Annotated in this window: 22 protein-coding genes; 11 read left to right on the top strand and 11 right to left on the bottom strand. The window is 64.1% G+C overall.

All coding sequences use genetic code 11. The features are described from left to right. Positions 1-126: 126 nt before the first annotated feature. From ABWP89_RS02735 to ABWP89_RS02710, 6 genes are all read right to left on the bottom strand, one after another. A complete protein-coding gene (locus ABWP89_RS02735) occupies positions 127-1,239 on the bottom strand; it encodes a PA0069 family radical SAM protein (protein ID WP_353227028.1) in 1,113 nt (370 codons plus the stop codon). 31 nt (positions 1,240-1,270) lie between these two features. Beyond that, a complete protein-coding gene (locus ABWP89_RS02730) occupies positions 1,271-2,344 on the bottom strand; it encodes an acyltransferase family protein (RefSeq protein WP_353227027.1) in 1,074 nt (357 codons plus the stop codon). A gap of 64 nt (positions 2,345-2,408) precedes the next feature. Continuing rightward, complete coding sequence (locus tag ABWP89_RS02725) at positions 2,409-2,732, bottom strand: ribonuclease E inhibitor RraB (RefSeq protein WP_353227025.1); 324 nt, start codon at positions 2,730-2,732, stop codon at positions 2,409-2,411. A gap of 113 nt (positions 2,733-2,845) precedes the next feature. Further along, positions 2,846-3,373 carry a molybdenum cofactor biosynthesis protein B gene (gene moaB, locus ABWP89_RS02720; protein WP_353227024.1) on the bottom strand — a complete coding sequence of 176 codons (528 nt, stop codon included), beginning with the start codon at positions 3,371-3,373 and terminating at the stop codon, positions 2,846-2,848. Then, positions 3,363-5,144, bottom strand: coding sequence for a lytic transglycosylase domain-containing protein (locus ABWP89_RS02715; RefSeq protein WP_353227022.1), 1,782 nt, complete (start codon positions 5,142-5,144; stop codon positions 3,363-3,365). The genes moaB and ABWP89_RS02715 overlap by 11 nt, the downstream gene beginning before the upstream one ends. Before the next feature lie 82 nt (positions 5,145-5,226). Continuing rightward, positions 5,227-6,036: a uracil-DNA glycosylase family protein gene (locus ABWP89_RS02710; RefSeq protein WP_353227021.1), complete on the bottom strand. Its 810-nt coding sequence runs from the start codon at positions 6,034-6,036 to the stop codon at positions 5,227-5,229. Between the two features lie 128 nt (positions 6,037-6,164). Between ABWP89_RS02710 and ABWP89_RS02705 the strand changes: the two genes are divergently transcribed. From ABWP89_RS02705 to ABWP89_RS02675, 7 genes are all read left to right on the top strand, one after another. Then, complete coding sequence (locus ABWP89_RS02705; RefSeq protein WP_353227020.1) at positions 6,165-7,811, top strand: electron transfer flavoprotein-ubiquinone oxidoreductase; 1,647 nt, start codon at positions 6,165-6,167, stop codon at positions 7,809-7,811. A 171-nt stretch (positions 7,812-7,982) separates the two neighbouring features. Next, positions 7,983-8,816 (top strand): 4-(cytidine 5'-diphospho)-2-C-methyl-D-erythritol kinase, encoded by an 834-nt coding sequence (locus ABWP89_RS02700; RefSeq protein ID WP_353227018.1) that lies wholly within the window; start codon positions 7,983-7,985, stop codon positions 8,814-8,816. After that, entirely contained in the window at positions 8,813-9,538 is a 726-nt protein-coding gene (locus ABWP89_RS02695) for an N-formylglutamate amidohydrolase (RefSeq protein WP_353227016.1), read from the top strand. The genes ABWP89_RS02700 and ABWP89_RS02695 overlap by 4 nt, the downstream gene beginning before the upstream one ends. A gap of 80 nt (positions 9,539-9,618) precedes the next feature. After that, on the top strand, positions 9,619-11,475 hold the full coding sequence (gene ilvD, locus ABWP89_RS02690; protein ID WP_353227015.1) for a dihydroxy-acid dehydratase: 1,857 nt from the start codon (positions 9,619-9,621) through the stop codon (positions 11,473-11,475). A 40-nt stretch (positions 11,476-11,515) separates the two neighbouring features. Then, entirely contained in the window at positions 11,516-11,866 is a 351-nt protein-coding gene (locus ABWP89_RS02685; RefSeq protein WP_353227013.1) for a hypothetical protein, read from the top strand. Next, complete coding sequence (locus ABWP89_RS02680) at positions 11,847-13,286, top strand: NAD(P)H-hydrate dehydratase (protein WP_353227011.1); 1,440 nt, start codon at positions 11,847-11,849, stop codon at positions 13,284-13,286. Before ABWP89_RS02685 ends, ABWP89_RS02680 begins: the two co-directional genes overlap by 20 nt. Beyond that, positions 13,253-14,503: a class I SAM-dependent RNA methyltransferase gene (locus ABWP89_RS02675; protein WP_502915215.1), complete on the top strand. Its 1,251-nt coding sequence runs from the start codon at positions 13,253-13,255 to the stop codon at positions 14,501-14,503. Before ABWP89_RS02680 ends, ABWP89_RS02675 begins: the two co-directional genes overlap by 34 nt. Here ABWP89_RS02675 and ABWP89_RS02670 read toward each other — a convergent pair. The 3 genes from ABWP89_RS02670 to ABWP89_RS02660 all read right to left on the bottom strand — a co-directional run bounded on the left by ABWP89_RS02670 (position 14,488) and on the right by ABWP89_RS02660 (position 16,425). Beyond that, positions 14,488-14,937, bottom strand: coding sequence for an MAPEG family protein (locus ABWP89_RS02670; RefSeq protein WP_353227007.1), 450 nt, complete (start codon positions 14,935-14,937; stop codon positions 14,488-14,490). The two genes, ABWP89_RS02675 and ABWP89_RS02670, sit on opposite strands and share 16 nt — an antisense overlap. Positions 14,938-14,950: 13 nt before the next feature. Beyond that, a complete protein-coding gene (locus ABWP89_RS02665; RefSeq protein ID WP_353227005.1) occupies positions 14,951-15,397 on the bottom strand; it encodes an MAPEG family protein in 447 nt (148 codons plus the stop codon). 62 nt (positions 15,398-15,459) lie between these two features. Continuing rightward, positions 15,460-16,425: a threonine ammonia-lyase gene (locus ABWP89_RS02660; protein ID WP_353227003.1), complete on the bottom strand. Its 966-nt coding sequence runs from the start codon at positions 16,423-16,425 to the stop codon at positions 15,460-15,462. A gap of 108 nt (positions 16,426-16,533) precedes the next feature. Here ABWP89_RS02660 and ABWP89_RS02655 point away from each other — a divergent pair, with 108 nt between their 5' ends. From ABWP89_RS02655 to ABWP89_RS02640, 4 genes are all read left to right on the top strand, one after another. Next, positions 16,534-17,739: a saccharopine dehydrogenase family protein gene (locus tag ABWP89_RS02655; protein WP_353227001.1), complete on the top strand. Its 1,206-nt coding sequence runs from the start codon at positions 16,534-16,536 to the stop codon at positions 17,737-17,739. Next, positions 17,739-18,920, top strand: coding sequence for a carboxynorspermidine decarboxylase (locus tag ABWP89_RS02650; RefSeq protein ID WP_353226999.1), 1,182 nt, complete (start codon positions 17,739-17,741; stop codon positions 18,918-18,920). The genes ABWP89_RS02655 and ABWP89_RS02650 overlap by 1 nt, the downstream gene beginning before the upstream one ends. A 58-nt stretch (positions 18,921-18,978) precedes the next feature. Then, positions 18,979-20,199 (top strand): serine hydrolase domain-containing protein, encoded by a 1,221-nt coding sequence (locus ABWP89_RS02645; RefSeq protein WP_353226997.1) that lies wholly within the window; start codon positions 18,979-18,981, stop codon positions 20,197-20,199. Positions 20,200-20,359: 160 nt separating this feature from the next. Beyond that, the gene (locus ABWP89_RS02640; protein ID WP_353226995.1) at positions 20,360-21,571 is read left to right on the top strand and encodes a type III PLP-dependent enzyme; all 1,212 of its coding nucleotides are present in this window, start codon (positions 20,360-20,362) and stop codon (positions 21,569-21,571) included. 139 nt (positions 21,572-21,710) lie between these two features. Here the strand turns inward: ABWP89_RS02640 and ABWP89_RS02635 are convergent, their stop codons facing one another. Together ABWP89_RS02635 and ABWP89_RS02630 are read right to left on the bottom strand one after the other, a co-directional pair. Next, the gene (locus ABWP89_RS02635) at positions 21,711-22,415 is read right to left on the bottom strand and encodes a nitroreductase (protein WP_353226993.1); all 705 of its coding nucleotides are present in this window, start codon (positions 22,413-22,415) and stop codon (positions 21,711-21,713) included. A 108-nt stretch (positions 22,416-22,523) separates the two neighbouring features. Beyond that, positions 22,524-25,451 (bottom strand): TonB-dependent receptor plug domain-containing protein, encoded by a 2,928-nt coding sequence (locus ABWP89_RS02630; protein WP_353226991.1) that lies wholly within the window; start codon positions 25,449-25,451, stop codon positions 22,524-22,526. Positions 25,452-25,497 lie beyond the last annotated feature (46 nt).

Genomic DNA, 25,497 nt, shown 5'->3' with positions numbered 1-25,497 from the left:
GGGTGTCCGACGCTGCCGCTGGCGGGAATCACATGCAGCAATGCTGGGCGTGTTTGCGCATCGGCATCAACGTCGGACACCCCCTCCCAACCCTCCCCCTGAGGGGGCGGGCTTCAGGCAAGACGGTCAAAATAGCGTCAGCTGCCCATCCAGGGCAGGCGGGCGAAACTGGCTGCAATCCAGGTTGGCGCGTTCCTGCGGGATGCCGCTGCGCTGGCGGGCTATGCGAAAACGGGTACGCACCAGATCGGCCCACACGCCTTGCGGTTTCATGCGGGTGAAAAACGCCGGGTCGTTGTCGCGGCCCTGGCGCATTGACTGGATCGTTGCCATGACTTTGTCGGCGCGATCGGGAAAGTGCGTTTGCAACCACGTGCGGAACAGTGGCGCCACTTCGTGCGGCAGGCGGATCATGATCCAGCTGGCCGAACGCGCGCCGGCCTGCGCCGCGCGCGCGATGATCGCCTCAATATACTGGTCGGTGATCGCCGGGATGATCGGCGATACATTGACCCCGACATGCACGCCCGCCGCCACCAGCCTGGCTATGGCGTCGATCCGCCGTTCCGGGGTTGAGGCGCGCGGCTCCAGCGTGGAGGACAGCCGCGCATCCAGCGTGGTCACCGAAATCTGTACCGCGATCAGATTGTCGCGCGCCATGTCTGCGATCAGGTCGATATCATCGCAGATGCGCGCCGATTTGGTGGTGATCGTCACCGGATGGCGCGTTTCCGCACAGACCTCAAGAATTTGGCGGGTCAGGCGATAGTGCCCCTCGATCGGTTGATAGGGGTCGGTGTTGGTGCCCATCGCGATCGGCGCCGGGCGATAGGATCGCGCCGCCAGTTCGCGCCGCAACAGCTTTGCGGCATCAGGCTTGGCAAACAGCCGCGTTTCAAAATCGATCCCCGGTGACAGATCATGATACGCATGCGTTGGCCGCGCGTAGCAATAGATGCAGCCGTGTTCGCAGCCCTGATAGGCGTTGATCGACCGGTCAAACGGAATATCCGGCGATGTGTTGCGCGACAGGATCGTGCGTGCGGCAAGCATGGAAACGTGGGTGCGCAGTTTTGGCGGCGCGCCGTCGATCGCAGCCGCCTGATCAAGCCAGTCGCCATCCGCCTGACGTTCGGGCAGGCGAAACCGCGCGCTGGTATGGTTGGCGGTGGCGCCCCTGCCGCGAGCGACATGGCCGCCGATGGCAATTGTCGGGTCAGGATGCAGGCGTGATGACATTGGAACATATTAGGAACATTGTGCCGCGTGGTCAACCGTGCGGCGGCTGCCCCGGTTCGGCGGTTGCGGTCGCGGCGGGGGCATGGGTCAGCCGCCGGCCCAACGCGATCGTCGGCGCTTCAACCCAGCGATAGACTGCCGCTGCGATTGCCACGGTCAGTGCAATCACCGCTGGCACGTAGGCCAGCGGATATCGCCCGGGCGCGATGACGTCGGGCAAAAACCGCAGGGCCAGATCCTGAAACAGATAGACCGAATAGCTGATCGTGCCGAGATACATGGAAATCGGGCCTGGCGCGGGTTTGCGCCACAGCAGGACCACGAACACCAGCACTGGCAGCGCCATGCTGACCGACAGCGCAAGCGGGGAAAAATAGGCACCTTCGTTGGAGGCGACCGGGACGATTGCCCCGCCCACCACCACGCCGGTGGCCATGATCAGCGGTACCAGCGCAGCTGTCCACCACAGCGCGGCGCGCGACCGATCGACAAATGCCAGCCGCAGCAGCAGCCCGATGAAAAACATCGCAAAATAAAACGACAAATCGAGCGGGACACGCGGATCATCGGTATCGATGATCATCGGCGCCACCGCGCCGGCCAGCGCGCACAGCACTGCCGAACCGATCAATGCCGGACACGACAGCAGGCGCAAGGCAAACAGGCCCGCGCACATCGCATAAAACATCAGTTCGCACGCCAGCGTCCAATAGCCCGGCCCGATATTGGCAATCCCCGCAAACCATTGCAGCATGGTCACATTGGCGAGCACCGTCAGCGGGTCGTGCGGCAGGCCGATGTGCACGGCCACCAGCGTCAGCAGCGGCAGTGACACCCAATAGGCGGGATAGAGCCGGAACAGCCGGCTGATCATGAAATTGCGCAAGGGGCGTTGTTTGCCAAAGCTGAACGGCACGACAAAACCGCTGATCATGAAAAAGATCAACACGCCAAACCGGCCCAGGTTCACGCTGTCGAGCATGGGCCGGAACAGCGGCGTGCCGCCCTCTTGCGCCACCTGGCAGGCGTGCTGCACCACTACCGCAAGCGCGGCGAAACCGCGTGCGGCATGGATATGATCAAGACGTTTGCTGCCAGGCGTCATGCCACCGGTATACGCCGCGCCCAACCGATGACCAGCATCGGCAAGGGCGGGGCGCTAACCGCGCTCATTCGTCGTCGTACAGGCCCCAGCCATCGGATTCGCCGTTGTGCTTTTGCGCCAGCGCATCCAGCCGCTCTTCGATCTCGGTGATCGTTTCGGCGGTGGGCAGCAGTTCCAGCGTCACTGCCACTTCCCACGGATCGCCGTCATCTTCGGGTTCCAGCACATCGATATCGGCTTCATCGGTGGCAGCGGCCTGGGCAAAGGCGTCGGCATCTTCGGCATTGCCAAACACGTGGGCAAATTCAACCGCGCGCACGAGCGCGAGATTGAGCCCGTCCGCGGCAAATTCCTTCAGGAAAGCGGCATTTTCTTGTAGCAGGGCCATGATATGCCTCGGTGATTTGAGGGAATTTGGGGATTGTAGCGAAAGTTGTTGGCAGTTTGGCGACGCCTGTCGCATGCCCCCCGCCCAACGGCAAGGCCGCGTATCGCTTCTGCTTATTTTTCCAGCAGGCGCGGCATCAGCTCGACAAAATTGCAGGGCCGGTTGCGGCTGTCCAGCTGTTCGTCAAGAATGCGGTCCCACCCGTCCTTGACCGCGCCGTTCGATCCCGGCAGCGCAAAGATATAGGTGCCGCGCGCCACCACCGCACAGGCGCGCGACTGGATTGTCGATGTGCCGATGGTCTGATAACTGACCCACCGGAACAGTTCGCCAAACCCCGGGATATCGCGCGTTTTCACGCGGTCCAGCGCCTCTGGCGTGACATCGCGACCGGTCAGCCCGGTGCCGCCAGTGATCACCACCGCATCGATCCCGCGGTCATCGATCCAGTTGTTCAGCCGCGATGCGATGCGGTCGGCATCATCCTTTTCGATCGCGCGGGTCACCAGCACATGGCCCTTGGCGCGGATACGGTCGGCCAGAATATCGCCCGATGTATCCTGATCCGGCCCACGTGTGTCCGACACCGTCAGCAGCGCGATGTGGATCGGCGTGAAGGTGCGTTCGGGGTCAATCGCCACGCGCGGCGACCCTCACGTTTTGTGCGCCGTCCATGCCGGGGAATTTTGGCCACAGCCCCTGTGTCAGCCCCAGCCGGCTTTCCGACGGGCCACCCGCCTGGCGTTCGTACATCCAGTAATTGCGCATCACCGCCGCGACATAGCCGCGCGTTTCCCAATAGGGGATCGATTCCATCCACAACAGCGGGTCGCCATGGTCGCGGATCTGGCTGTTCCACCGGTCAATCGGCATCGGCCCGGCGTTATAGGCAGCGATGACCTTGGGCAGCAGGCCCTGCGTCGCCGCCTTGTCGCGCAACACGGTCAGATAGGTCTGGCCAAAGGCCAGGTTCACATCGGGCAATTCCAGCTGGCGGTCGCGCCCGTCCATTGCCGGATTGCCGCGCGCCAGCAACCGCGCCGTGCCCGGCAGCACTTGCATCAATCCGCGCGCACCCGCCGGGCTGACTGCCTCGGTACGGAAATTCGATTCCTGCAAAGTGTGCGCGAACAACAGCGCCGGATCGACCTTCCAGCCATTGGCCGGGACCCATTTTGGGGCGGGATAGCGCGCGGCGTCATCAGCACGCGCGCCAGCCGGGGCATTGCCCGCCATCCACAATTGCGTCGCCGGCAGGCCCAGGTCGCGCGCCAGCCGCGACAGCGGGGCATAGAGCGTGGGATCACCAATCCGCGCCTGATGGCGCAGCACCTGGTCGGCCAGGCCATCGGCACCGACCTCGGCCAATTGCACCGCCAGCCGGACATTGGTCAGGTTGCGCAGTTTTTGCCAATCGTCACCGCTGAAATCGGGGGCCGCCGCCGCCGCGCTTTCATGCAGGCCCAGCGCCTCTGCCGCCAGCATGCCATACAGCGTATCGCGTTGCGCTGCGGCTGCGCGCAGCGAAGGCCCGACGCGTTCGGGCTTTTGCGCGCGCATCCACGCGCGCGACGCCCAATAATTGCCGGCCGCGGTCAGTTCGGGGTTTTGCGTCACCCCGGCGGCGCGGGCAAACGCCTCTGCCGCGCCGGGATAATCGGCCAGCCGCCAGGCCGCGAGGCCGGCGGTCCACAACCCTTCGGCCACCCACGGGCCGCTGCCGCCATCAAAGGCAGATGCGGCGATGGTGCGCGCGGTCGCGTCGTCGTTGTTGATATAAAACGCCCAGCCAACCTTTTGCCGCCATTCGGCGCGCGCCTCGGCCGACAGCGTGGCATCGATCCCGTCGAGCAGCACGCGTGCGCCGGTCGGATCGTCGGCCTTGATCCGCGCCTCGATCGCGGTTGCCACGGTATCGGGCATCGTGCCGTCGGCGGTACGGTGCGGCCGCGCGCGGCGGGCGGCGGCGGGTTGCATGAACAATTGCTGCGCATCGGGCAGCGCGGCGGGCAGGGCGGTCGCGCCACGTTTGATGGCCAGCCGGCCCAACGCCTCTGACCATGGCAGATCAGGCGCTTTTGCGATCAGGTCGGTCAGCGGCTGCAATTCGGCACGCGGCGATCCGGCTGCCAGGTAATATTGCGCACGGGCCACCGGGTGCAGCGGGCCGTCGGGGCGTTTGTCCAGCAGGCCGCGTACCGATGCCCAATCCTGGCGCGACAGCGCGGCAAACACCTGCCGGTAAAAATCGCGATCGTCCTGGGTCAGCAGCGTGGGCACTGCCGTGCGATCAGCCCGGGCGCGAAAATAGTCGGCAGCGGCCGAACTGGCATGCGCGGGTACGGCTGCGACCACGCTGGCCAGCGCGATTGTGGCCAGCGCGACAGGACGAAGGCGTTGTGCAAATATCATGCGCAACCATCTGCCATGGCGCGGCGTTCTGCCGGTCGGGATCGGGTTATCATCGGCACGGTGATCACAGGTCCCAATTCGATCATGCCGGCATCCAGTCGAGCCAGCTTTTCCAAAGACCCGCCTTCAGCGCGGGGCGCGCCACATACGCATCAAGTTCATAGGCAAACAACGAGGGCAGCAATGCACCATTATGGTTGATCACCGGTAAACCGGGGGACTTATTCGCTGAATCGTTGCCCAGCAGCGTTGAAATGCCGTTCTGGCCAAACACAATCAGCCGTCTGGGCGCCACCAGCGTGATGTGATGGGTCAGCAGCGCACCCAGGCCGTCGTTTGCCAGCGCGTTCCAGTCGGGCGCGGTGATTCGCGCCGGCAGCGCGGCGGCGCAATAGATTGCTGCACGCGAAAGCCCCGCCGCCGCCAGCAGACCGTCCAGCATGATCCCGGCCTTGCCCGACAGCAGCGTATCGTGGTCATCGGCTTCGGGCATCGGCACCACTATCATCAGCGCCGGTGCGACCGGGCCGGCGGGTGGCACACGCACTGCGCCTGCCGGTGCCAGCGTCGGTTCCTGCATCCACCAGGGTGCAAATTCGGCGATGGTGGCGGGCCAGGCGGCAGGGCCGCCGCCAATCTGCGCGGTTTCGACCGGGGTTGGCAGGGCCGCGCCGGGCGATGCAGCGGTTGTGTCGGTCCCGGTTTGCCTGCCACGCTTTTTGGGCTGGTCCGGCGTGGCCAGCCAGTCGCGCGGGGCATCACCCAGGGCGCCATCGACCCCGGCATCGCGCCACCAGGCCAGCGCGGCATCGATCGCATCCGCCAGCGCCAGCGGCGGGCGGCCCGGAGCGGCACTGTCTGCAGGGGTGATTTGCGAATTGGGCGGAACCATGTAAGCGCTATTGACCTTGGTCGGCGCCTCTTTCAAGGCGAACCGGCAAATCAATCACGCGGTTAACCCGGCCCGCGCCTGTGAATGGCGCTGTGGCGGGTGTGTTGAACGAGGACGGAGCGCGAAGAATGAGCGAACGCGAATCGATGCCCTATGACGTGGTCATCGTTGGTGGCGGCCCCGCCGGGCTGGGCGCGGCGATCCGGTTGAAACAGGTCAATCCCGAAATCAGCGTCTGTATCCTGGAAAAAGGGTCGGAAATCGGCGCACACATTCTGTCGGGCGCGGTGGTTGACCCGCGCGCGCTGGATGAACTGCTGCCCGAATGGCGCGATCAGGGCTGTTCACTGGCGGAAACGCCGGTCACCGACAACTGGCACTGGGTGATGACCCGCACCGGTAAAGTCGCGCTGCCGCACTGGCCGATGCCCCCGTTCATGTCGAACCACGGCAATTATACCGGCAGCCTGGGCAACCTGTGCCGCTGGCTGGCCGAACAGGCGACCGAGCTGGGCGTGGAAATTTTCCCCGGCTTCCCTGCGGCCGAAGTGCTGTACAACGACGCCGGTGCGGTGATCGGCGTGGCCACCGGCGATATGGGCATTGCCAAGGATGGAAGCCAAAAGGGCGATTATCAGCCGGGCATGGAACTGCATGCCAAATACACGCTGTTTGCCGAAGGCGCGCGCGGCAGCCTGACCAAGCAGGTCAAGGCGCGTTATGACCTGGAACGCGATTGCCAGCCGCAATGTTATGGCATCGGCATCAAGGAATTGTGGGATATCGATCCCGAACAGCATGTGCCGGGGCGCGTGCTGCATACGCAGGGCTGGCCACTGTCCGAATCCGGATCATGGGGCGGCGGGTTCCTGTATCACCAGGCCAACAACCAGGTCGCACTGGGGTTTGTCACCGCGCTCGATTACGCCAACCCCTACGTTTACCCCTATGAGGAATTCCAGCGCTGGAAACAGCATCCGGAAATCCGCAAGATCCTGGCCGGGGGGCGCCGCGTGTCATATGGCGCGCGCGCGATCAACGAAGGCGGCTGGCAATCTGTGCCGCATCTGGCCTTTGCCGGCGGCGCGCTGATCGGGTGTTCGGCCGGGTTCGTCAATGTGCCGCGCATCAAGGGCAGCCACACCGCGATGAAATCGGGCATGCTGGCGGCAGAGGCGATCGCTGCCGCCGTCGCGACGGGCCGCGAACACGACGCGCTGAACGAATACGATGCCGCCGTGCGCAGCAGCTGGATCGCCAAAGAGCTGAAACTGGTGCAGAATGCGCAGCCGCTGGTTGCCAAATTCGGTGGTTCGCTGGGCACCGTGCTGGCCGGGGCAGACATGTGGGCGCGCGTGTTGCGGGTCAATCCGTTCAAGCCGATGCATCATCACACCGATGCCGAAGCGACCATGCGGGCCGACCTGTACCGGCCGATCGACTATCCAAAGGCCGATGGCGTGATCACGTTCGACCGCCTGACCAATGTCGCCTATTCCTATACCAACCACGAGGAAGACCAGCCGTGCCATCTGGTGCTGACTGATCCGACTGTGCCGGTGGAGGTCAATCTGCGGCTCTATGCCGGGCCAGAGGCGCGCTATTGCCCGGCCGGGGTCTATGAATTCGTGGGCATCGACGAAGGCAACCCGCGCCTGCAAATCAACGCGCAGAACTGCGTGCATTGCAAGACCTGCGACATCAAGGACAAGACCCAGAATATCACCTGGGTCACCCCCGAGGGCGGCGGCGGCCCGAACTATCCCAATATGTGATGTGGGTTGGGTCGGCCCACTATACCATTCCCGCTCATCCTGAGCCTGTCGAAGGACACGCGCGACGGCAGGTCAGGGGATTGCGGGCTGGCGGATGTGCGTATCCTCCGACAGCCTGAGCATGCGCGGGCGTGGGTGTTTTTGTCGAACGATCGCGGAAGGTTATTGTAAATGCCCGCTGATCCCACCAGCGAAACCGCCTATGCCAAGATCAATCTGGCGCTGCATGTGCGCGGGCGGCGGACGGATGGCTATCATGACCTGGAAACGCTGTTCGCCTTTGTCGATGCGGGCGACACGCTCACCGCGGTCGAGGCCGAACACTTTTCGCTGACGGTAACCGGGCCGTTTGCGGCGGCCCTGGCGGGTGAAACCGACAACCTTGTTTTGCGGGCGGCGCGGCTGATGGCCAAATACAACGGCATCACCACCGGGCTGGCCTTTACGCTCGACAAACATCTGCCGATCGCGTCGGGGATCGGCGGCGGATCGGCGGATGCGGCGGCTGCGCTGCGGTTGGCGACACGCATCTGGGGGCCGCACCGGGTAACCTGGCGGGCATCCGATTTTGACGCTGAATTGGGTGCAGATGTTCCGGCCTGCGGTCTTTCGCGCACGTGTTTCGGGTCTGGTGTTGGTGATCGCGTGGTCGATTTTGCGATTGATGGACTGGCCGGTGCGCCAGTGCTGCTGGTCAATCCGCAAGTTGCCTGCCCGACCGGACCGGTTTTTCGCCGATGGGACGGGATCGATCAAGGCCCGCTCGACCCGGTGCACTGGCTGGACGCGCGCAACGATCTTGAGGCGCCGGCGATCGCGCTTGTCCCTGTCATTGGTGACGTGCTCAATGCCTTGCGCCAGACCGGAGCGCGCGTGACGCGCATGTCGGGATCGGGGGCGACGTGCTTTGCGCTGTTTGACTATGCGGTTGGCCGCGATCGTGCCGCGCGGCAGATCATGGCCGATCACCCGGAATGGTGGACTTTGTGCGGGAACTTGCGATGAACGAAGCTTTCCGCGTGATCGGTGATACCACACCGGGCGGCATTCTGATCGAGGCTGACCACGCATCGGCACAGGTGCCGGCGGATATCGACCTGGGCATCGCCCCGGCGCTGCTGGGCCAGCATATCGCGATCGACATCGGCGTGGCGGAAATCGCCGAATTGCTGGTGGAACGCCCCGCCTTTGCCGCATTTCTGGGCAATGTCAGCCGGCTGGTATGCGATTTCAACCGCGATGAACACGGCCCGGCGGTGGCGCCGATTGCCAGCGACGGCCATGCCATCCCGGGCAACGCGCTGGATCATGCCGGGCACGAAGCGCGGCTGGCGCGGTTTTACCGGCCCTATCATGCCGCCCTGACCGACCTGATCGACCGGATGCAGCCGGCGCTGATCCTGTCGCTGCACAGCTTTACCCCGCATCTGGCCAGCCGCCCCGACGAAGCGCGGCCCTGGCATATCGGCATTCTGTACAACCGTGACCGGCGTGGCGCGGGCCTGGCGCTGGATTGGCTGGCGGGCGAACCGGGGCTGGTCGTGGGTGATCAGCAACCCTATTCGGGCGAATTGCTGAATGCGACGATGGATCGGCACGCCGAAGCGCGCGGCATTCCCTATGTGGGCGTGGAGATTCGTCAGGACCTGATCGGCGACGCGGCGGGGCAGCGGGTTTGGGCCGACCGCATGGAACGGCTGATGCGCGCCGTGCAGGCCAGCCTTTAAAGATACCTTTCGACTGTCCTGCTGCGCTCGGCTAGGGAATGCGCAGCCAGAAACCACCTTTGCAGTACCCGGAGCCCGCCATGCCTGCCTATCGTTCCCGCACCACCACCCACGGCCGCAACATGGCCGGCGCGCGCGGCCTGTGGCGCGCGACAGGCATGAAGGACAGCGATTTTGGCAAGCCGATCATTGCCGTGGTCAATTCGTTCACGCAGTTCGTGCCCGGTCATGTCCACCTGAAGGACCTGGGTCAGCTGGTCGCGCGCGAGATTGAGGCGGCCGGCGGCGTGGCCAAGGAATTCAACACCATCGCGGTGGATGATGGCATAGCCATGGGCCACGACGGCATGTTGTATTCGCTGCCCAGCCGCGATCTGATCGCCGATAGCGTAGAATATATGGTCAACGCCCATTGCGCCGATGCGATGGTGTGCATTTCCAACTGTGACAAGATCACGCCGGGCATGCTGATGGCCGCGCTGCGCATCAACATCCCGGTGGTGTTCGTGTCGGGCGGGCCGATGGAGGCCGGCAAAGTCGTGCTGCGCGGCAAAGAGGTCGCGCTCGATCTGGTCGATGCGATGGTGGCCGCCGCCGACGACAGCTATACCGACGAAGAAGTAAAAACGATCGAACGCTCGGCCTGCCCCACCTGCGGGTCGTGCAGCGGGATGTTCACCGCCAATTCGATGAATTGCCTGACCGAGGCACTGGGCCTGTCGCTGCCCGGCAATGGTTCGGTACTGGCCACGCATGCCGACCGCGAACGCCTGTTCAAACAGGCCGGGCACACCATCGTCGATCTGGCGCGCCGCTGGTATGAACACGATGATGCCAGCGCTTTGCCGCGCACGATCGCCGGGTTTGCCGCGTTTGAAAACGCCATCAGCCTGGACATCGCGATGGGCGGATCGACCAATACCGTGCTGCACCTGCTGGCCGCCGCGCACGAGGGCGAAGTGCCGTTCACCATGGCCGATATCGACCGGCTGTCGCGCCGCGTGCCGTGCCTGTCAAAGGTCGCCCCGGCCAAGTCCGACGTGCATATGGAGGATGTCCACCGCGCAGGCGGGATCATGGCGCTGCTGGGCGAACTGGAACGCGGTGGACTGATCAACACCGATTTGCCCACCGTGCACAGCCGCACCATGGCCGATGCACTGGCACAATGGGACATCGGCCGCAGCACTTCGGCCGCAACGCAGGAATTTTATCGCGCAGCACCGGGCGGCGTGCCCACGCAAGTGGCGTTCAGCCAGAACCGGCGCTGGGACGAGCTTGACCTCGATCGCAGCACTGGCGTCATCCGCGATGTCGCGCATGCCTTTTCCACCGATGGTGGCCTGGCGGTGCTGACCGGCAATATCGCGGTCGATGGCTGCATCGTCAAAACCGCCGGGGTTGACGACAGCATTCTGGTCTTCACCGGCCCGGCGGTGGTCTATGAAAGCCAGGACGCGGCGGTTGCCGGCATCCTGACCGGTGGGGTCAAGGCGGGCGACGTAGTGGTAATCCGCTATGAAGGCCCGCGCGGTGGCCCGGGGATGCAGGAAATGCTGTACCCCACCAGCTACATCAAATCCAAAGGGTTGGGCAAAGCGTGTGCGCTGGTCACCGACGGGCGCTTTTCGGGTGGTACCTCCGGCTTGTCGATCGGGCACGTTTCGCCCGAAGCCGCAGAAGGTGGCACAATCGCGCTGGTCGAAAACGGCGATATGATCACGATCAACATCCACACCCGCGCGATCACGCTGAACGTGGACGATGCCGTGCTGGCCACACGCCGCGCCGCCCAAGAGGCGCGCGGCGCCGACGCCTGGACCCCGGTCAAGGCCCGCCCGCGCAAGGTTTCACTGGCGTTGCAGGCCTATGCCCTGATGACAACCAGCGCCGCGCGCGGTGCGGTGCGTGATCTGTCCCGGATCAAGACCCGCTAACCGCTTGACCGGCAGGGCAAACCGCCGGATGGTTTTGGTCATGCGCAAAGTGTCTTGCCTGATTGTGGTGCTGCTGCTGGCCGGTTGCGGCCGCCCTGTGGGCGATCCTGAACCCGACATGCGGGTGATCGATTGCGCCGTGGGTGGCGCAACCGTGTTTGCTGCGCAATGCCAGGTGGAACAGGCCGGTTCGGTGCTGGTCGTACACCAGCCCGGCGGCGGGTTTCGCCGCCTGCGCAAGGTGGATGACGGGCGCGGGGTGGTGGCCGCCGACGGGATCGAACAGGCGCAAGTGGCATGGATCGCCGATGGCCGGCTGGAAGTAACAGTGGGCACCGATCGCTATCGCTTTCCCGCCACGGTAAAGCCCGATGCTGCGCCCACACCCTGATCCCGCCCACGGGCTTGCACCGCACCAGGTGCTGACCGTGGTACAGATGCGCGGCGCGGAACAGGCGCTGATCGATGCGGGCGATACGGTTGACAGCCTGATGCAGCGCGCCGGCCATGGCGCGGGTGACTGGGTGTTCCGCATGGCGGCGGGGCGGCCGGTGACCGTGCTGTGCGGGCCGGGCAACAATGGCGGCGATGGCTATGTCATTGCACAGCATCTGGCGGCGCGTGGGGTGCCGGTGCAGGTTATCGCGGCACTGCCACCGCGCACCCCGGCCGCGATCGCCGCGCGCGCAGCGTTTGGCGGTGCAATCCACGATGGTATGGCGGTGTCACCGCCAGGCGCGCAGGTGTTCGTCGATTGCCTGTTTGGCAGCGGCCTGGCCCGGCCGATCGATGACGAACTTTATGCCATGCTGACCACGATCGCCCTGCAGCACACCTACCGGATTGCCATCGATGTGCCCAGCGGTGTGGAAAGCGACAGCGGCGCAAACCTCAATCCCGCGCTGGCCTATGACCTGACGTTGGCGTTGGGGGCGTGGAAACACGCGCATTATGCGATGCCGGCCGCGGCCAGCATGGGTGTGCTGCGACTGGTTGATATCGGGTGCGGCGCGATGCCCGGTGCGGCGCAAGTGCTGTACGCGCCAAAGATCGCAGCACCTGCGGCGGATGCGCACAAGTATCGGCGCGGTTTGCTGGCCGTGGTTGGCGGGGCGATGCCCGGCGCAGCAGTGCTGGCGACGCTCGCCGCGCGCCATGCCGGGGCCGGTTATGTCAAACTGCTGGCCGGGACCGACCCCGGGGCGGTGCCGCCCGATCTGGTGGTGCAGCGTGATGGTGATGCGGGGTTCGCACTGGCGCTGGCCGATGCACGCGTGGCTGCGGTGCTGGTCGGGCCGGGGCTTGGGCGCGATGCGCAGGCGCGCACGCGGTTGGCGGTGGCGCTGGGCGCGGGTGTGCCGACGGTGGTCGATGCTGATGCGCTGATGCTGCTGCGCCCCGGCCAGGCCGCAGCAGGTGTGGCGCTGGTGTTGACCCCGCACGAGGGTGAACTGGCCCCGCTGGAACGTGCGTTCGGGCTCAATTCTGCCGGGCAGAAGCGCGACCGAGCCGCACGCCTGGCCGATGCGAGCGGTGCGGTGGTGGTTGCCAAGGGCCCCGATACGGTGATCGCCGCACCCGATGGCCGCATCATGGTGGCGCCGCGCGCCACGCCCTGGCTGTCGGTTGCGGGCACGGGCGATGTGCTGGCCGGCATTATTGCCAGCCGCCTGGCGGTTTTGCGCGATCCGTGGCGCGCCGCAGCCGAGGGCGTGTGGTTGCATGCAGAGGCGGCGCGTCGCGCTGGCCCGGCTTTCGCTGCGTCCGACCTTGCCCAATGGGTGCAAGAGGCGGTACGGGCACTCGTGTGACCCAAGATCCAGGAACAATCATCCGCGTCGCCGCCAAGGGCGACGGTGCCACCGCCGATGGCCGCCACGTGCCGCTGGCCGCCCCCGGCGACATTCTGCAGGCGGACGGCAGCCTGACCCATGGCCCCGACCATGTCGATCCGGTGTGCCGGCACTTTCCCGCCTGCGGATCGTGCCAGTTGCAACATTTGTCGCCGCGCGCGCTGGCCGCGTTCGTCGGTGACCGCGTGGCCGGTGCCGCGCGCGGGCAGGGGATCGACCCGGGGGAGATGCCGCCGGCGCACTTGTCCCCGCCGCACAGCCGCCGCCGCGCCAGTCTGCACGCGATGGCGATCGGCAAACGTGTGGTGGTCGGTTTTCGTGAAGCGGCATCGCACCGCGTGGTCGATCTGAAACAGTGCGACGTGCTGGTGCCGGCGCTGTTCGCGCTGGTCGCCCCCTTGCGCGACCTGCTGTCCCGGCGCGGCGATCGCAAGCTGGCGGTCGATATTGAAATGACGCTGGCCGACCAGGGCGTGGCGCTGGGCCTGACGGGGCTGGAGACCGAAGGGCTGGCCGCGACCGAAGCGATGCTGGATTTCGCCCGCGACAATGCGCTGGCCCGGCTGACCATCGACAGCGGCTATGGCCCCGATACGGTGTGGGAACCCGAACCGGTGACGATTACGCTGGGTGGCACCGCGGTCCCGCTGCCAGCACAGGCGTTCCTGCAGGCGACCGCCGATGGCGAAGCGGCGCTGATCGCTGCGGCGCGCGAATGGTTGCACGGCGCGGCCACCGTCGCCGACCTGTTTTCCGGGCTGGGCACGTTTGCGTTTGCGCTGGCCGCGCCAGGGGTCAAAGTGCTGGCGGCAGAGGCTGCGCGTGACGCGCATCTGGCGTGCCAGTCGGCAGCGCGGATATGGGGGCGGCCGGTTCACGCGCTGCACCGCGACCTGTTTCGCAATCCGCTGCGCAGCGAAGAGCTTGACCGCTTTGCCGCCGTGCTGCTCGATCCGCCGCGCGCCGGTGCGCGCGATCAGATCGAACAGATTGCCGCATCACGCGTCGGGCGGGTGGTCTATATCAGCTGCAATCCCGCCAGTTGGGCGCGCGATGCCGCCACGCTGATCGCCGGCGGCTATCGCCTGTCAGGCTTGCGCGCGGTGGGGCAGTTCCGCTGGTCCAGCCATGTCGAGCTGGCCAGCTATTTTACGCGCGATCAGCTGGCGAAATAGACCGCCATGCCGGCGTGCAGCGTCAGCGCCATCAGCACCAGGCTGGACAGCGCGAACAGAATGAAGCGCGGCATGACCTTGTTCACGGTGGCCTGAAACAGCGAATGCACGATGCGCAACGCGACATATGCCCAGCCCAGCCAGGCGTTGAAACCATCGCCCCAATGCAGCAGCGCCAGCGTGAGCGCGACGGCATAGAACACCGTCGGCGCCTCATGCAAATGGTTGTAATTGTGCGCGATCCACTGGGTTTTACGCGGCAGCAGATCATCCAGCATGGCCCCGGTCCAGCCCTGATCGGCGCCGGGTTCGCCCGATTGCGGGATCTTGCCAATTGCCGGGATGCGCGTGGCATACATCCACACCCACATCACCATGGTCCAGCCCGCCAGCGCAACCACCGGCCCCAGAATGGCCATTCCTGTCGAATGCATCAAAAAGCCCCCCCTAACCCATAGTTGCAAAACAGGCGGCCGCAGCGCGGATCGCCAGCGCCACCAGACACAGACTGGACAGCAGAAACAGCAAAAACCGCACCGGAATGCGGTTGACCAGCGCCTGCCACAGCGAATGCACCACGCGCAAACCGACATAACCCCACGCCAGCGCGACATCGACCGTGCCCGCCCCGGTCAGCGCCAAAATCACCACGGCCGCGTAAAACAGCGTCGGCTGTTCCAGCAGGTGCGTGTAATTGTGTGATTTCCAGTTGATCTGCGGCGGCAGAATGCCTTCCAGATCCTGTCCGCGCCCACCCGGTGGCGCCTTTTCGATACCCGGTATCTTGCTCATGGCCGGGATGCGCGTGACCATGACCCACATCATCATGACCAGGGTCCACAGCACCAGCACTGCCGCCGGGGCCAGCATTGCGCCGTGTGTAACTGTATGCATTGCCTCGATCCCCACGCTTGCTTTGGCAAAGGTGTGCGCAGGGGTCGCCGCAAATGTCAAAATCAATCCGCGCCGGCGATAACCTGCGCAAACGCGGTGCGATCGACATTGCCGCCCGACAGGATCACTGCGGTGCGGCCATCGGCCGGCACTTTGCCCGCGATCAGCGCGGCCAGCCCCGCGGCTCCGCCCGGTTCGATCACCAGATGCAGGGCATCGAACGCAAGGCGTTGCGCGGTGCGCACTTCCGCTTCGGTCACGCTGACGCCGACCATGCGCCGCGCCCGCATCACCGCAAAATTGATGGGAAAGGTGGCCGGGGTTTGCAACGCGTCGCAGGCGGTGACGGGCGCATCGGCAGGCACCGACTGGATCACCCCGCTGGCCAGGCTGCGGGTGACGTCATCCCAATGTTCGGGCTCGACCGGCACGATCTGCGCCTCCGCTACCGCCAGCGCCAGTCCCGACGCCAGCCCGCCGCCGCCGCACGGGCACACGATTCGCGTCGGCGCACCGCCTGCCTGTGCTGCCATTTGCGCCATCAGTTCGATTCCCGCGCTGCCTTGCCCCTCAATCACCCAGGGGTCGCCATAGGCATGGACCAGCACCGCGCCACTGGCCGCGATCAGCGCAGCGGCGACGGCATCGCGCGATTCGCCGCCGCGCCGGTCATACAGCACGATTTCCGCCCCCAGCGCGCGCGTTGCGGCCAGTTTCACCTGCGGCGCATCGGCGGGCATCACGATCGTGGCGGCAATCCCCAATCGCGCGGCGGCCCACGCCACACCCTGCGCATGGTTGCCGCTGGATACCGCGACGACGCCGCGCGCGCGTTCGTCTGCCGACAAATCGGTCAGCCGGTGCCAGCCGCCGCGAATCTTGAATGCGCCGACCGGTTGCAGGCTTTCCACCTTTGCCCACACCGTTGCCCCGCCGGGCAGGGTCAGCGGCAACAGCGGGGTCGCCGGCAGCAGCACGGCAATTTTGGCCGCCGCGCGCAGCACGCCAGCACGGGTCGGTGCCCGCATTGCCGCTTGCGTGGAATGGGGACTTGGGTTTGTCATCACGATATCCTAAACGGCCGGGCAGGCCTGCCATATGCGGGCAATTTTTTGCAGATATCCCGGAGAATTTCCATGGCCAAGGTTCTTGTCATTGGCGCTGGCGGCGTCGGTTCGGTTGCGGTTCACAAAATGGCGATGAACCCCGGCATTTTCACCGAAATCGCGCTGGCCAGCCGCACCGTTGCAAAGTGTGAGGCGATTGCCGCGTCGGTCAAGGAACGCACCGGGGTTGATGTGGCCACGTACCAGATCGATGCCGATGATGTGCCTGCGACTACCGCGCTGTTGCAGGCGATCCGGCCGGTGCTGGTGGTCAATCTGGCGCTGCCCTATCAGGATCTGGCGCTGATGGACGCGTGCCTGGCCGCCGGCGTCAACTATATGGACACCGCCAATTACGAACCGCGCGACCAGGCCAAGTTCGAATACCGCTGGCAGTGGGATTACCAGGACCGCTTTGCTGCCGCCGGGCTGACCGCGCTGCTGGGATCGGGGTTCGACCCCGGGGTGACCAGCGTGTTTGCGATGTGGTTGAAAAAGCACAAGCTGGATACGATCCGCACGCTCGACATCCTCGATTGCAACGGCGGTGACCATGGCCAGGCGTTTGCCACCAATTTCAACCCCGAAATCAACATCCGCGAAGTCACCGCGCCGGCGCGCCACTGGGCGGCGGGCGAATGGGTGGAAACCCCGGCGCTGACCGTGCGCCAGAATTTTGATTTCGAGGCGGTCGGCCCGAAAAACATGTACCTGATGTACCACGAGGAACTGGAAAGCCTGGCGCGGTTCATCCCGGAAATGGAACGCGCGCGGTTCTGGATGACCTTTGGCGATGCCTATATCACCCACCTGACCGTGTTGCAGAACGTCGGCATGACCCGGATCGATCCGGTCATGTACAATGGTCAGGAAATCGTGCCGCTGCAATTCCTGAAGGCGGTGCTGCCCGAACCGGCCTCGCTGGGGGCGACCACGCGCGGCAAGACCAATATCGGCGATATCGCTACCGGCACCAGGGATGGCGTGGAAAAGACGTTTTATATCTACAACATCTGCGACCACGAAGACGCCTATGCCGAAACCGGCAACCAGGCGATCAGCTATACCACCGGGGTGCCGGCGATGATCGGCGCGGCGCTGCTGGTGCAGGGCGTGTGGGGCGGGGCCGGGGTGTTCAACATTGAACAGCTTGATCCCGATCCGTTCATGGACATGCTCAATGCCCATGGCCTGCCGTGGCAGGTGAAGGAACTTGAAGCGCCGCTGGCATTCTGATGGAAACGCGTGCGGGCGATCCGGGGGCCTTTGCCCGGTTTGATCTGGCGCGGGTGGATAGCCCGGCATTTGTGGTCGACGCTGCGGCGCTGCGGCGCAATTTGCGCGTTCTGGCCGATGTGCGCGATGCTGCGGGCATAACCATGCTGGCCGCGCTGAAGGCGTTCAGCATGTGGCGCGTCGCCCCGCTGATCAGCAGCCACCTGGACGGTGTATGCACGTCGGGTCTGTGGGAAGCAAAGCTGGCTGCCGAGCATTACCAGGGTGAAATCGCCACTTATTGCGCGGGGTACAAGGCGGCGGATTTGCCAGAAATCTGCCGGCTGTCGGACCATGTGATCTTCAATTCGCCGGGGCAGATTGCGCGGTTCGCCGATGTGCTGGCGGCAGCGCGGGTGCGCGGCGACAGTTTTGACGTGGGCCTGCGCATCAACCCGCTGCATCCCACCGGCGAAGTGCCGCGCTATGACCCGTGTGCCCCGCATTCGCGGCTGGGGTTCCCGGTCGACCGGCTGACGGCAGAGCATCTGCACGGCGTGTCGGGCCTGCATTTCCACACCCTGTGCGAACAGGATCTGGCGCCGCTGGTGGAAACCTGGGATGCGCTGCGGCCCGTGCTGGCGCCGTATTTTGCGCAGCTGCAATGGTTGAATTTCGGCGGCGGGCACCACATCACGCGCGCCGATTACCAGCGCGATGATCTGGTTGCCTTTCTGAAGTCCGTAAAGGCCGAAACCGGCTGCCAGATCTATCTGGAGCCGGGTGAGGCGGTGGCGCTGGATGCCGGCATTCTGGTCGGCAGTGTGCTCGATACCGGCGACAATGGCATGCCGCTGGCGGTGGTCGACATTTCCGCCACCTGCCACATGCCCGATGTGATCGAGGCGCCCTATCGCCCGGCGATGCTGGGTGAACGCGGCGATGACAGCGGCGATGATCCGGTACGGCTGGGCGGGCCATCGTGCCTGGCCGGCGATGTGATCGGCGATTACCGGCTGCCGGTGCCATGCGTGCCCGGCGCGCGGTTCGCGTTTCTGGATCAGGCGCATTATTCGATGGTGAAAACCACCACCTTCAACGGCGTGCCGCTGCCGTCGATCTGGCTGTGGGACAGCGAAACCGACGCGCTGGAACGTGTGCGCAGTTTTGCCTACGAGGATTTCCGCGACCGGCTGTCGTGAAGGCCTTGCGTTGTGGTGAAGTGACGGCACACTGTCCGGGCATAACCGGAGAGATGTGATGACTGACCCGCTGCCTGATGCGATTGCCAGCGATCCCGTGACAATGGGCTGGATGCAGGGGTTTCCGCCGCCGGCAGACAAGCAGATCCTGTGGCGCAATACCGATCACTGGCGCTTTCCCCGCACGCGCTGGGCGTTTTCGCATTACCGAGAACTGCTTCCGACGGTGCGCGTCGCGGGCGGCAATGCCGCGCCACTGCCGCGCGCGATCGACGAATCACTGGGCGCGCTGACCTTTACCCCGCTGAACAGCACGACGCCGATCACGGTCGAACAGGGCCTGCTGGCGACGTATGCCGATGGCGTGCTGGTGGTGCACAAGGGCCAGGTGATCTTTGAACGCTGGTTCGGGGTGACCGGGCCGGAAACCCGCCACATCGCCTTTTCCGTCACCAAAAGCTTTGTCGGCACGATCGCCGCATCGCTGGTGGCAGAGGGTCGGCTTGATCCTGCAGCGCCGGTCGCTGCCTATGTGCCCGAACTGGCGGGCAGCGGGTTTGGCAATGCCACCGTGCGCCAGGTGATGGACATGACCACCGGGGTCGATTTCAGCGAGGAATACACCGATCCCAAATCGGGCATCGGCGCCTATAGCGCGGCGGTCGGGTTTGTGCCGCCCGCACCCGATTACACCGGCCCGCGCGATATGTGGTCGTTTCTGTGCGGGATCGGCGCGAATGGTGATCATGGCCAGGCATTCACCTATCGCACCTGCAATACCGATGTGCTGAACTGGATCATCACACGGATTACCGGCAAGGCGTTTGCCACCAACCTGTCCGAACGGTTCTGGGCGCCGCTGGGGCTGCACGATGCCGATGTGATGGTCGATTCGATCGGTACGCCGTTTGCGGGCGGCGGGCTGTGCCTGCGGCTGGAAGACCTGGCGCGGTTTGGCGAGATGATTCGCCAGGACGGGCAGGGGTTGGTGCCAGCGCAGGCGATCGCCGCGATCCGGCTGGGCGGAGACCCGGCGCAGTTTGACACCCCGCATTACCCGTCCCTGCCGGGGTGGAGCTATGGCAGCCAGTGGTGGCACAGCCACGCTGATGATGGCGCGTTTACCGCGCGCGGTATCCACGGGCAGGCGCTGTGGGTCGCGCCAGCGGCCGATCTGGTGATCGCGCGGTTCGGGTCGCACCCGGTGGCGGGCAACGCCGGCAATGATCCGGTATCGATCCCGATGTGGCAGGCGATCGGGCGGCATTTGCGCGGGTGACGGCCCCGTATGTTTCATTCGTGTGACAGATTTGCGATTGTCCCCATTTATCACTTGAAGTTCGGGGAGGGGGGGCTATTTACGCACCTCGCTGCCCCATGGGGACTTCCAAACCGCAAGGCAGCCTTGTTCAACAAATTTGTTTTGGGGGTCCCTTGAGTTGCACCATTATCTTGATGCGTTGGCCGTAGTCCGCGCCACTGCGCCGGACCAACCTGCCATTCTCAACCGCCCGCATGCTGCTGCGCGTGCTGCCCGCTTCTTTGTTCAGAAGTTTCCGGGCAAGACGCTCTATGCGGTAAAGGCCAATCCGTCTCCCGACCTGATCAAGGTGCTGTGGGACACGGGCGTCACCCATTATGACGTCGCCTCGATCGGCGAAACGCGGCTGGTGCGCGGGCTGTTGCCCCACGCCACGCTGTGCTTCATGCACCCGGTCAAATCGGTGGCGGCGATTGTCGAGGCCTATCGCGACCACGGCGTGCGCACGTTCAGCCTGGACACGATCGAGGAACTGGACAAGATCCGTGCCGCCACCACCGCAGCCAATGACGGCGTCGAACCGACCGACCTGACGCTGTGCGTGCGTTTGCGCGTGTCGTCGGAATATTCGGAGTTGAGCCTGGCGTCGAAATTCGGCTGCGAGCTGGCCGATGCGCGCGACCTGTTGCAGGCAACGCGGCAGCTGGCCGATTGCCTGGGCATCTGTTTTCACGTCGGCAGCCAGGCGATGACCCCGTTCGCGTTTGTCACTGCGCTGGAAAAGGTGCGTGCGGCGATTGTCGATGCATCGGTCACGGTCGATATTATCGATGTCGGCGGCGGGTTCCCGTCGATCTATCCGGGCATGGAACCGCCCCCGCTCGAAGATTTCTTCGCGCTGATCGATCGCACGTATGAATCGCTGCCGGTGTCCTATTCGGCCGAATTGTGGTGCGAACCGGGCCGTGCGCTGTCGGCAGAATACAATTCGATCGTGGTGCGCGTTGAACGCCGCCGCGACAACGAACTGTATATCAACGACGGCGCCTATGGCGCGCTGTTTGATGCCGCGCATGTCGGCTGGCGCTTTCCGGTGCGGCTGCTGCGTGACAATGCCTCTACCGCGGAAACCGTGCCGTTCAGCTTCTATGGGCCTACGTGTGACGATATGGACCATATGGCGGGGCCATTCGATCTTCCCGCCGATATTGGCGCGGGTGACTACATCGAAATCGGTATGCTGGGTGCCTATGGCGCGGCGATGAAAACCGCGTTCAACGGGTTTGAGGCCAACGTGATCTGCGAAGTGACCGACGAACCGATGGCCAGCCAATACTGCGGCACCCGCCGCGACCCGCGTGTCAGCGACAACGTAGTGTCGCTGCGCTGAGTATCCTTGGCCCCTCCCCTCAGTGGAGGGGTTGGGGAAGGGTGTGCGCCGTCTGCAATGACCGCGCATAAATCTCCAGCGTAGGACACCCCCACCCAACCCTCCCCCTGAGGGGGAGGGCTATGCAACAACCACAGCTTCAGTCCGCAAACCCCACGAACCGGGCGGCTTCTGCCACCGATTTGCGGTTGCTCACCACCGTGTTGGCCGGAAACGTTTCATCGGGCCAGCCCATGGCGACGCAAATCATGATCACCTGATCTTCGGGGATTTGCGCATGTTCGCGCACCACCGGGCTTTGCATGATGCCCTGGCTGTTGATCACGCAGCCCAGGCCGCGTGACCACGCGGCGTTGACCAGCGCGGTGGTGACCGCCCCGCAATCAAACGGCGCGATGTCGCCACCAAACAGCGCGCGGTCATAGGTGACGACAATCGACACCGGCGCATCGAACTGGCGAAACCCGCGCAGCACCCAATCGAGCCGCGCGTCCTTGTCTTCGCGCGCGATGCCCATCACTGCGAACAACTGCTTGGCGATTTCGACCTGGCGTTCGCGGTGCTGCCCGGCGTAAACCTCAAATTTCCGGAATTCGCGCGATTCAGGCACGCCGGCCAGGTTGCGGCGGGCGTTTTCGGCACGAATGGCGTCGAGCGGCGCGCCGGTCACCACGCTGAAATTCCAAGGCTGGGTATTGAGCGAGGATGGTGCGCGCATCGCCAGCGCCAGCACCTCTTCGATCAGCGCGCGTGGCACCGGTTTGTCCAGAAATCCGCGAATGCTGCGGCGGCCCACCACGACATCGTCATACGTCGCGCTTGTGGTGGCGGAATTGGTCGGCATCATGTTCTCCCCTGACTTAATCAGGTGATTAAACTGAATGCTGCCCTGCGCAAGGGGGACAAAGAAAACCCGGCCGCACAACGCATGTGCGGCCGGGGTACAGTCGGATCAGTACTTGACCTTGGCGCCGATAAAGAACGACTGGCCAATTGCCTCGGTCGGATAGGAGTTGAAACCCAGATCCGGCTTCTGGTTGAGGATGTTGGTCACACCGCCGTAGAACGTGAAGTTCTTTTCCACGTCGACGCTGGCGTAGATGTTGTGGACCGAGCGCGCCTTGACCCACACATATTGCGGCGCGACGTAGTTGGGGTTACCGGCCAACTTGTCTGGCGTGTAGCGCTGGGTCTTGTCAAACCAGGACCAGCTATAATCGAACGTGAAATTGCCAGTGTTGAACCCGACGTTGGTGTAGAACTGATACTTGGGTGAGGTGTACTTGTACTGCGCGAGTTCGTCGGTTGGGGCAGCCCCGGGGGTACCGACCGTCGTCAGCTTGTTCAGATAGTTGCCGACAATTTTGGCAAAGACTGTACCGAACTTCTTGACCGACACATGATAATCAAGGTTGATGTCAAGCCCGGCAGTCTGGAAGCTGGCGACGTTCTGCGGCTGCAACGCATAATCGGATATCAGGCCAGTGCCCGGTGCGCGGATGATCGCTTTGCAGAACGGGTTGTCGATGGTCTGCTGATCGACGCACAGATCCGCGAGTTGCTGTGGATCAACCGTGTTGATCGCCTGCTTGATCTTGATGTTGTACCAGTCGAACGACACCGACAAGCCGGGCGTAAAGCTGGGTTGCAGCACAACGCCAGCGGTCCAGGTATTGGCCACTTCCGGACGGAGCGCGCCATTGCCACCCTGCGTACCGGCAATGTTGACCGAGCGTGTATCATCGAACTTGGCAATCTGTGCCGGGGTCAGGCCGGATTGTGCCAGCAGCGCCTGACAGTTGGCCGCGCGCGGCGGCTTGCCCAGCGTCCGGTTGGACACAATGCAGGGATCGTCAAAGAAGAAGAAAGTCTGTGACTTCGCACCGTACAGTTCGCTGATGTTGGGTGACCGTACCGAACGCGACAGCGTGCCGCGGAACTTGATATCGCGGATTGGCGCCCAGGTGCCGTCAAACTTCCACGTCGTGCTCGTCCCGGTGCTTGTGTAATCGGACACGCGCGCTGCGGCCGAAAAATCAAGCACTTCAAAGAACGGCTTGTTGTGTATCAGTGGCAGGTCAAGCTCGCCAAACGCTTCCTTGACCGAATAGGACCCATGCGACGGGTTCAGCACGTTGCTGAATGTCAGGCCCTTCACCTCAAGCTGGTCTGGAACGAACGTCGACGATTCCCAGCGAAATTCGGAACCGACCGCAAAACTGACCGGCCCACCTGGCAGATTGAAGAAGCTGTGCGTGTCGCCCGACAGCGAACCCGATGCCACATGCTGCACCTGGCGAGTGTGTTCGGTCGTGGCGGCGCGAATGAAGTCGATCGATGCCTTGCTGGCCACGCCTTCGCCAAACACGTTGAACGGGACGCAGGCGCCGGGTTTGAACGATACTGCAGCCGCCGCGTCGGTCGGATCGACGTTCACGCGGCAGGTGGGTTTGCCATCGGGGCCGTTGACCGCGTCAATCGCTGCCAGCCAACGGTCGGTATAGCGATCGTTGATGAAGTGGGTGGTCACATTGGTCTGACCGAATACATAGCTCACGTCGTAATGCAGGCTGCTGCCCAGTTCACCGCGCGCGCCGATAACAGTGCGGAACGTTTCGCGTTTGATGCTTTCGCCACGCTGGCCCAGGTCAAAGTTGTCGCGCGTGATCTGGACATGGTCCATGCCGTTATCAGCCGCAGCACCGCGGATCGACGCCGGCATAAACGGATTGTCCGTCCTGATCGGCAGGTTATAATCGAAGGTCGGCTGCGCTAGCGAATAGCTCTTGGTTTTGGCGTATTTACCTTCGAAATAAAACTTCAACGCCGGCGAAACGTCATAATGACCGAGTACGTTGACGATGTGACGATCAACCCGAGGCCGCAAATCGTTGGCATAATCCGATACCAGCGTATCCTCGCTGTTGCGCGAATAACCGCCGGGCAGCGTCGTGCCAAGGTTGTAGGGCTGACCCAGCCCGTTGAACGACGGATAGTCACCATCCAGGATGTTCACCGCGCCCTTGCGTGATGTCAGGCCGTAGGAAACATTATCCAGCGGGATGCGGGAATACGACCCGGCAGTGCCCGCGTGATAATCGGGATTGCGAAAAAACCCGATTGCAGCGGGCCCGGTATATTCGGAACGCTGGTGGCTGGTCAGTTCATCTTCGCCGCTGTATTCATACGACAGCGCGATATTGCCGCGACCGCCGGCAAAGTTCTTGCCCCAGGTTGCCGCGACCAGGCGGTTGCCGTTGTCACCATATTTGCTGATGCCGGACTGGGCGCGGACGGTCAGACCGTCAAAATTCTTTTTCAGCACAAAGTTGACCACACCGGTCACCGCGTCGGCGCCATAAATTGCCGATGCGCCGCCGGTCAGAATGTCGGTGCGTTCCACCAGGTCTTCGGGAATGGTGCTGATATCGACCGACTGTGATCCTTCGAGGCCCGACACATGGCGGCGGCCATCGATCAGCACCAGCGTGCGATCGGTGCCGAGGTTGCGCAGGTTGAGCAGATTGAGCCCGGTCGTACCGATCCCGGCGCGATCGCCCGAGTTGGCATAAGCGCCCGATGAATTGAGCAATGCGGGCAGCGAGGTCAGGAAATCGGTGAAGTTGACCGTGCCGGACTGCTGCAGCAGCGCGCTGCCGAATGACACCACCGGGCTGGCGGTGTTGTAATCGGGACGGCGCACGCGCGTGCCGGTGACAACAATGTCGGTGGCGGCTGGCGCCTCTGGCGCGGCAGCCTGCTCTGCGGCAGGCGCGGGTGCCGGCGCATCGGCCAGCGCGATATTCGGTGCGAATGCCGCAAGGGCAAAGCCGGACACTGCAACGCGCAGGGCGTGGCGGCGATTGGAGAACGATGACATGGAAGCCCCCATTGGATTGTCGTTACGGCCATAAAACAGCCTGTGC

This window comes from Novosphingobium sp. (assembly GCF_040398825.1).
Taxonomy (GTDB): domain Bacteria; phylum Pseudomonadota; class Alphaproteobacteria; order Sphingomonadales; family Sphingomonadaceae; genus Novosphingobium.
This window is presented reverse-complemented; position numbering and strand designations above follow the sequence as displayed.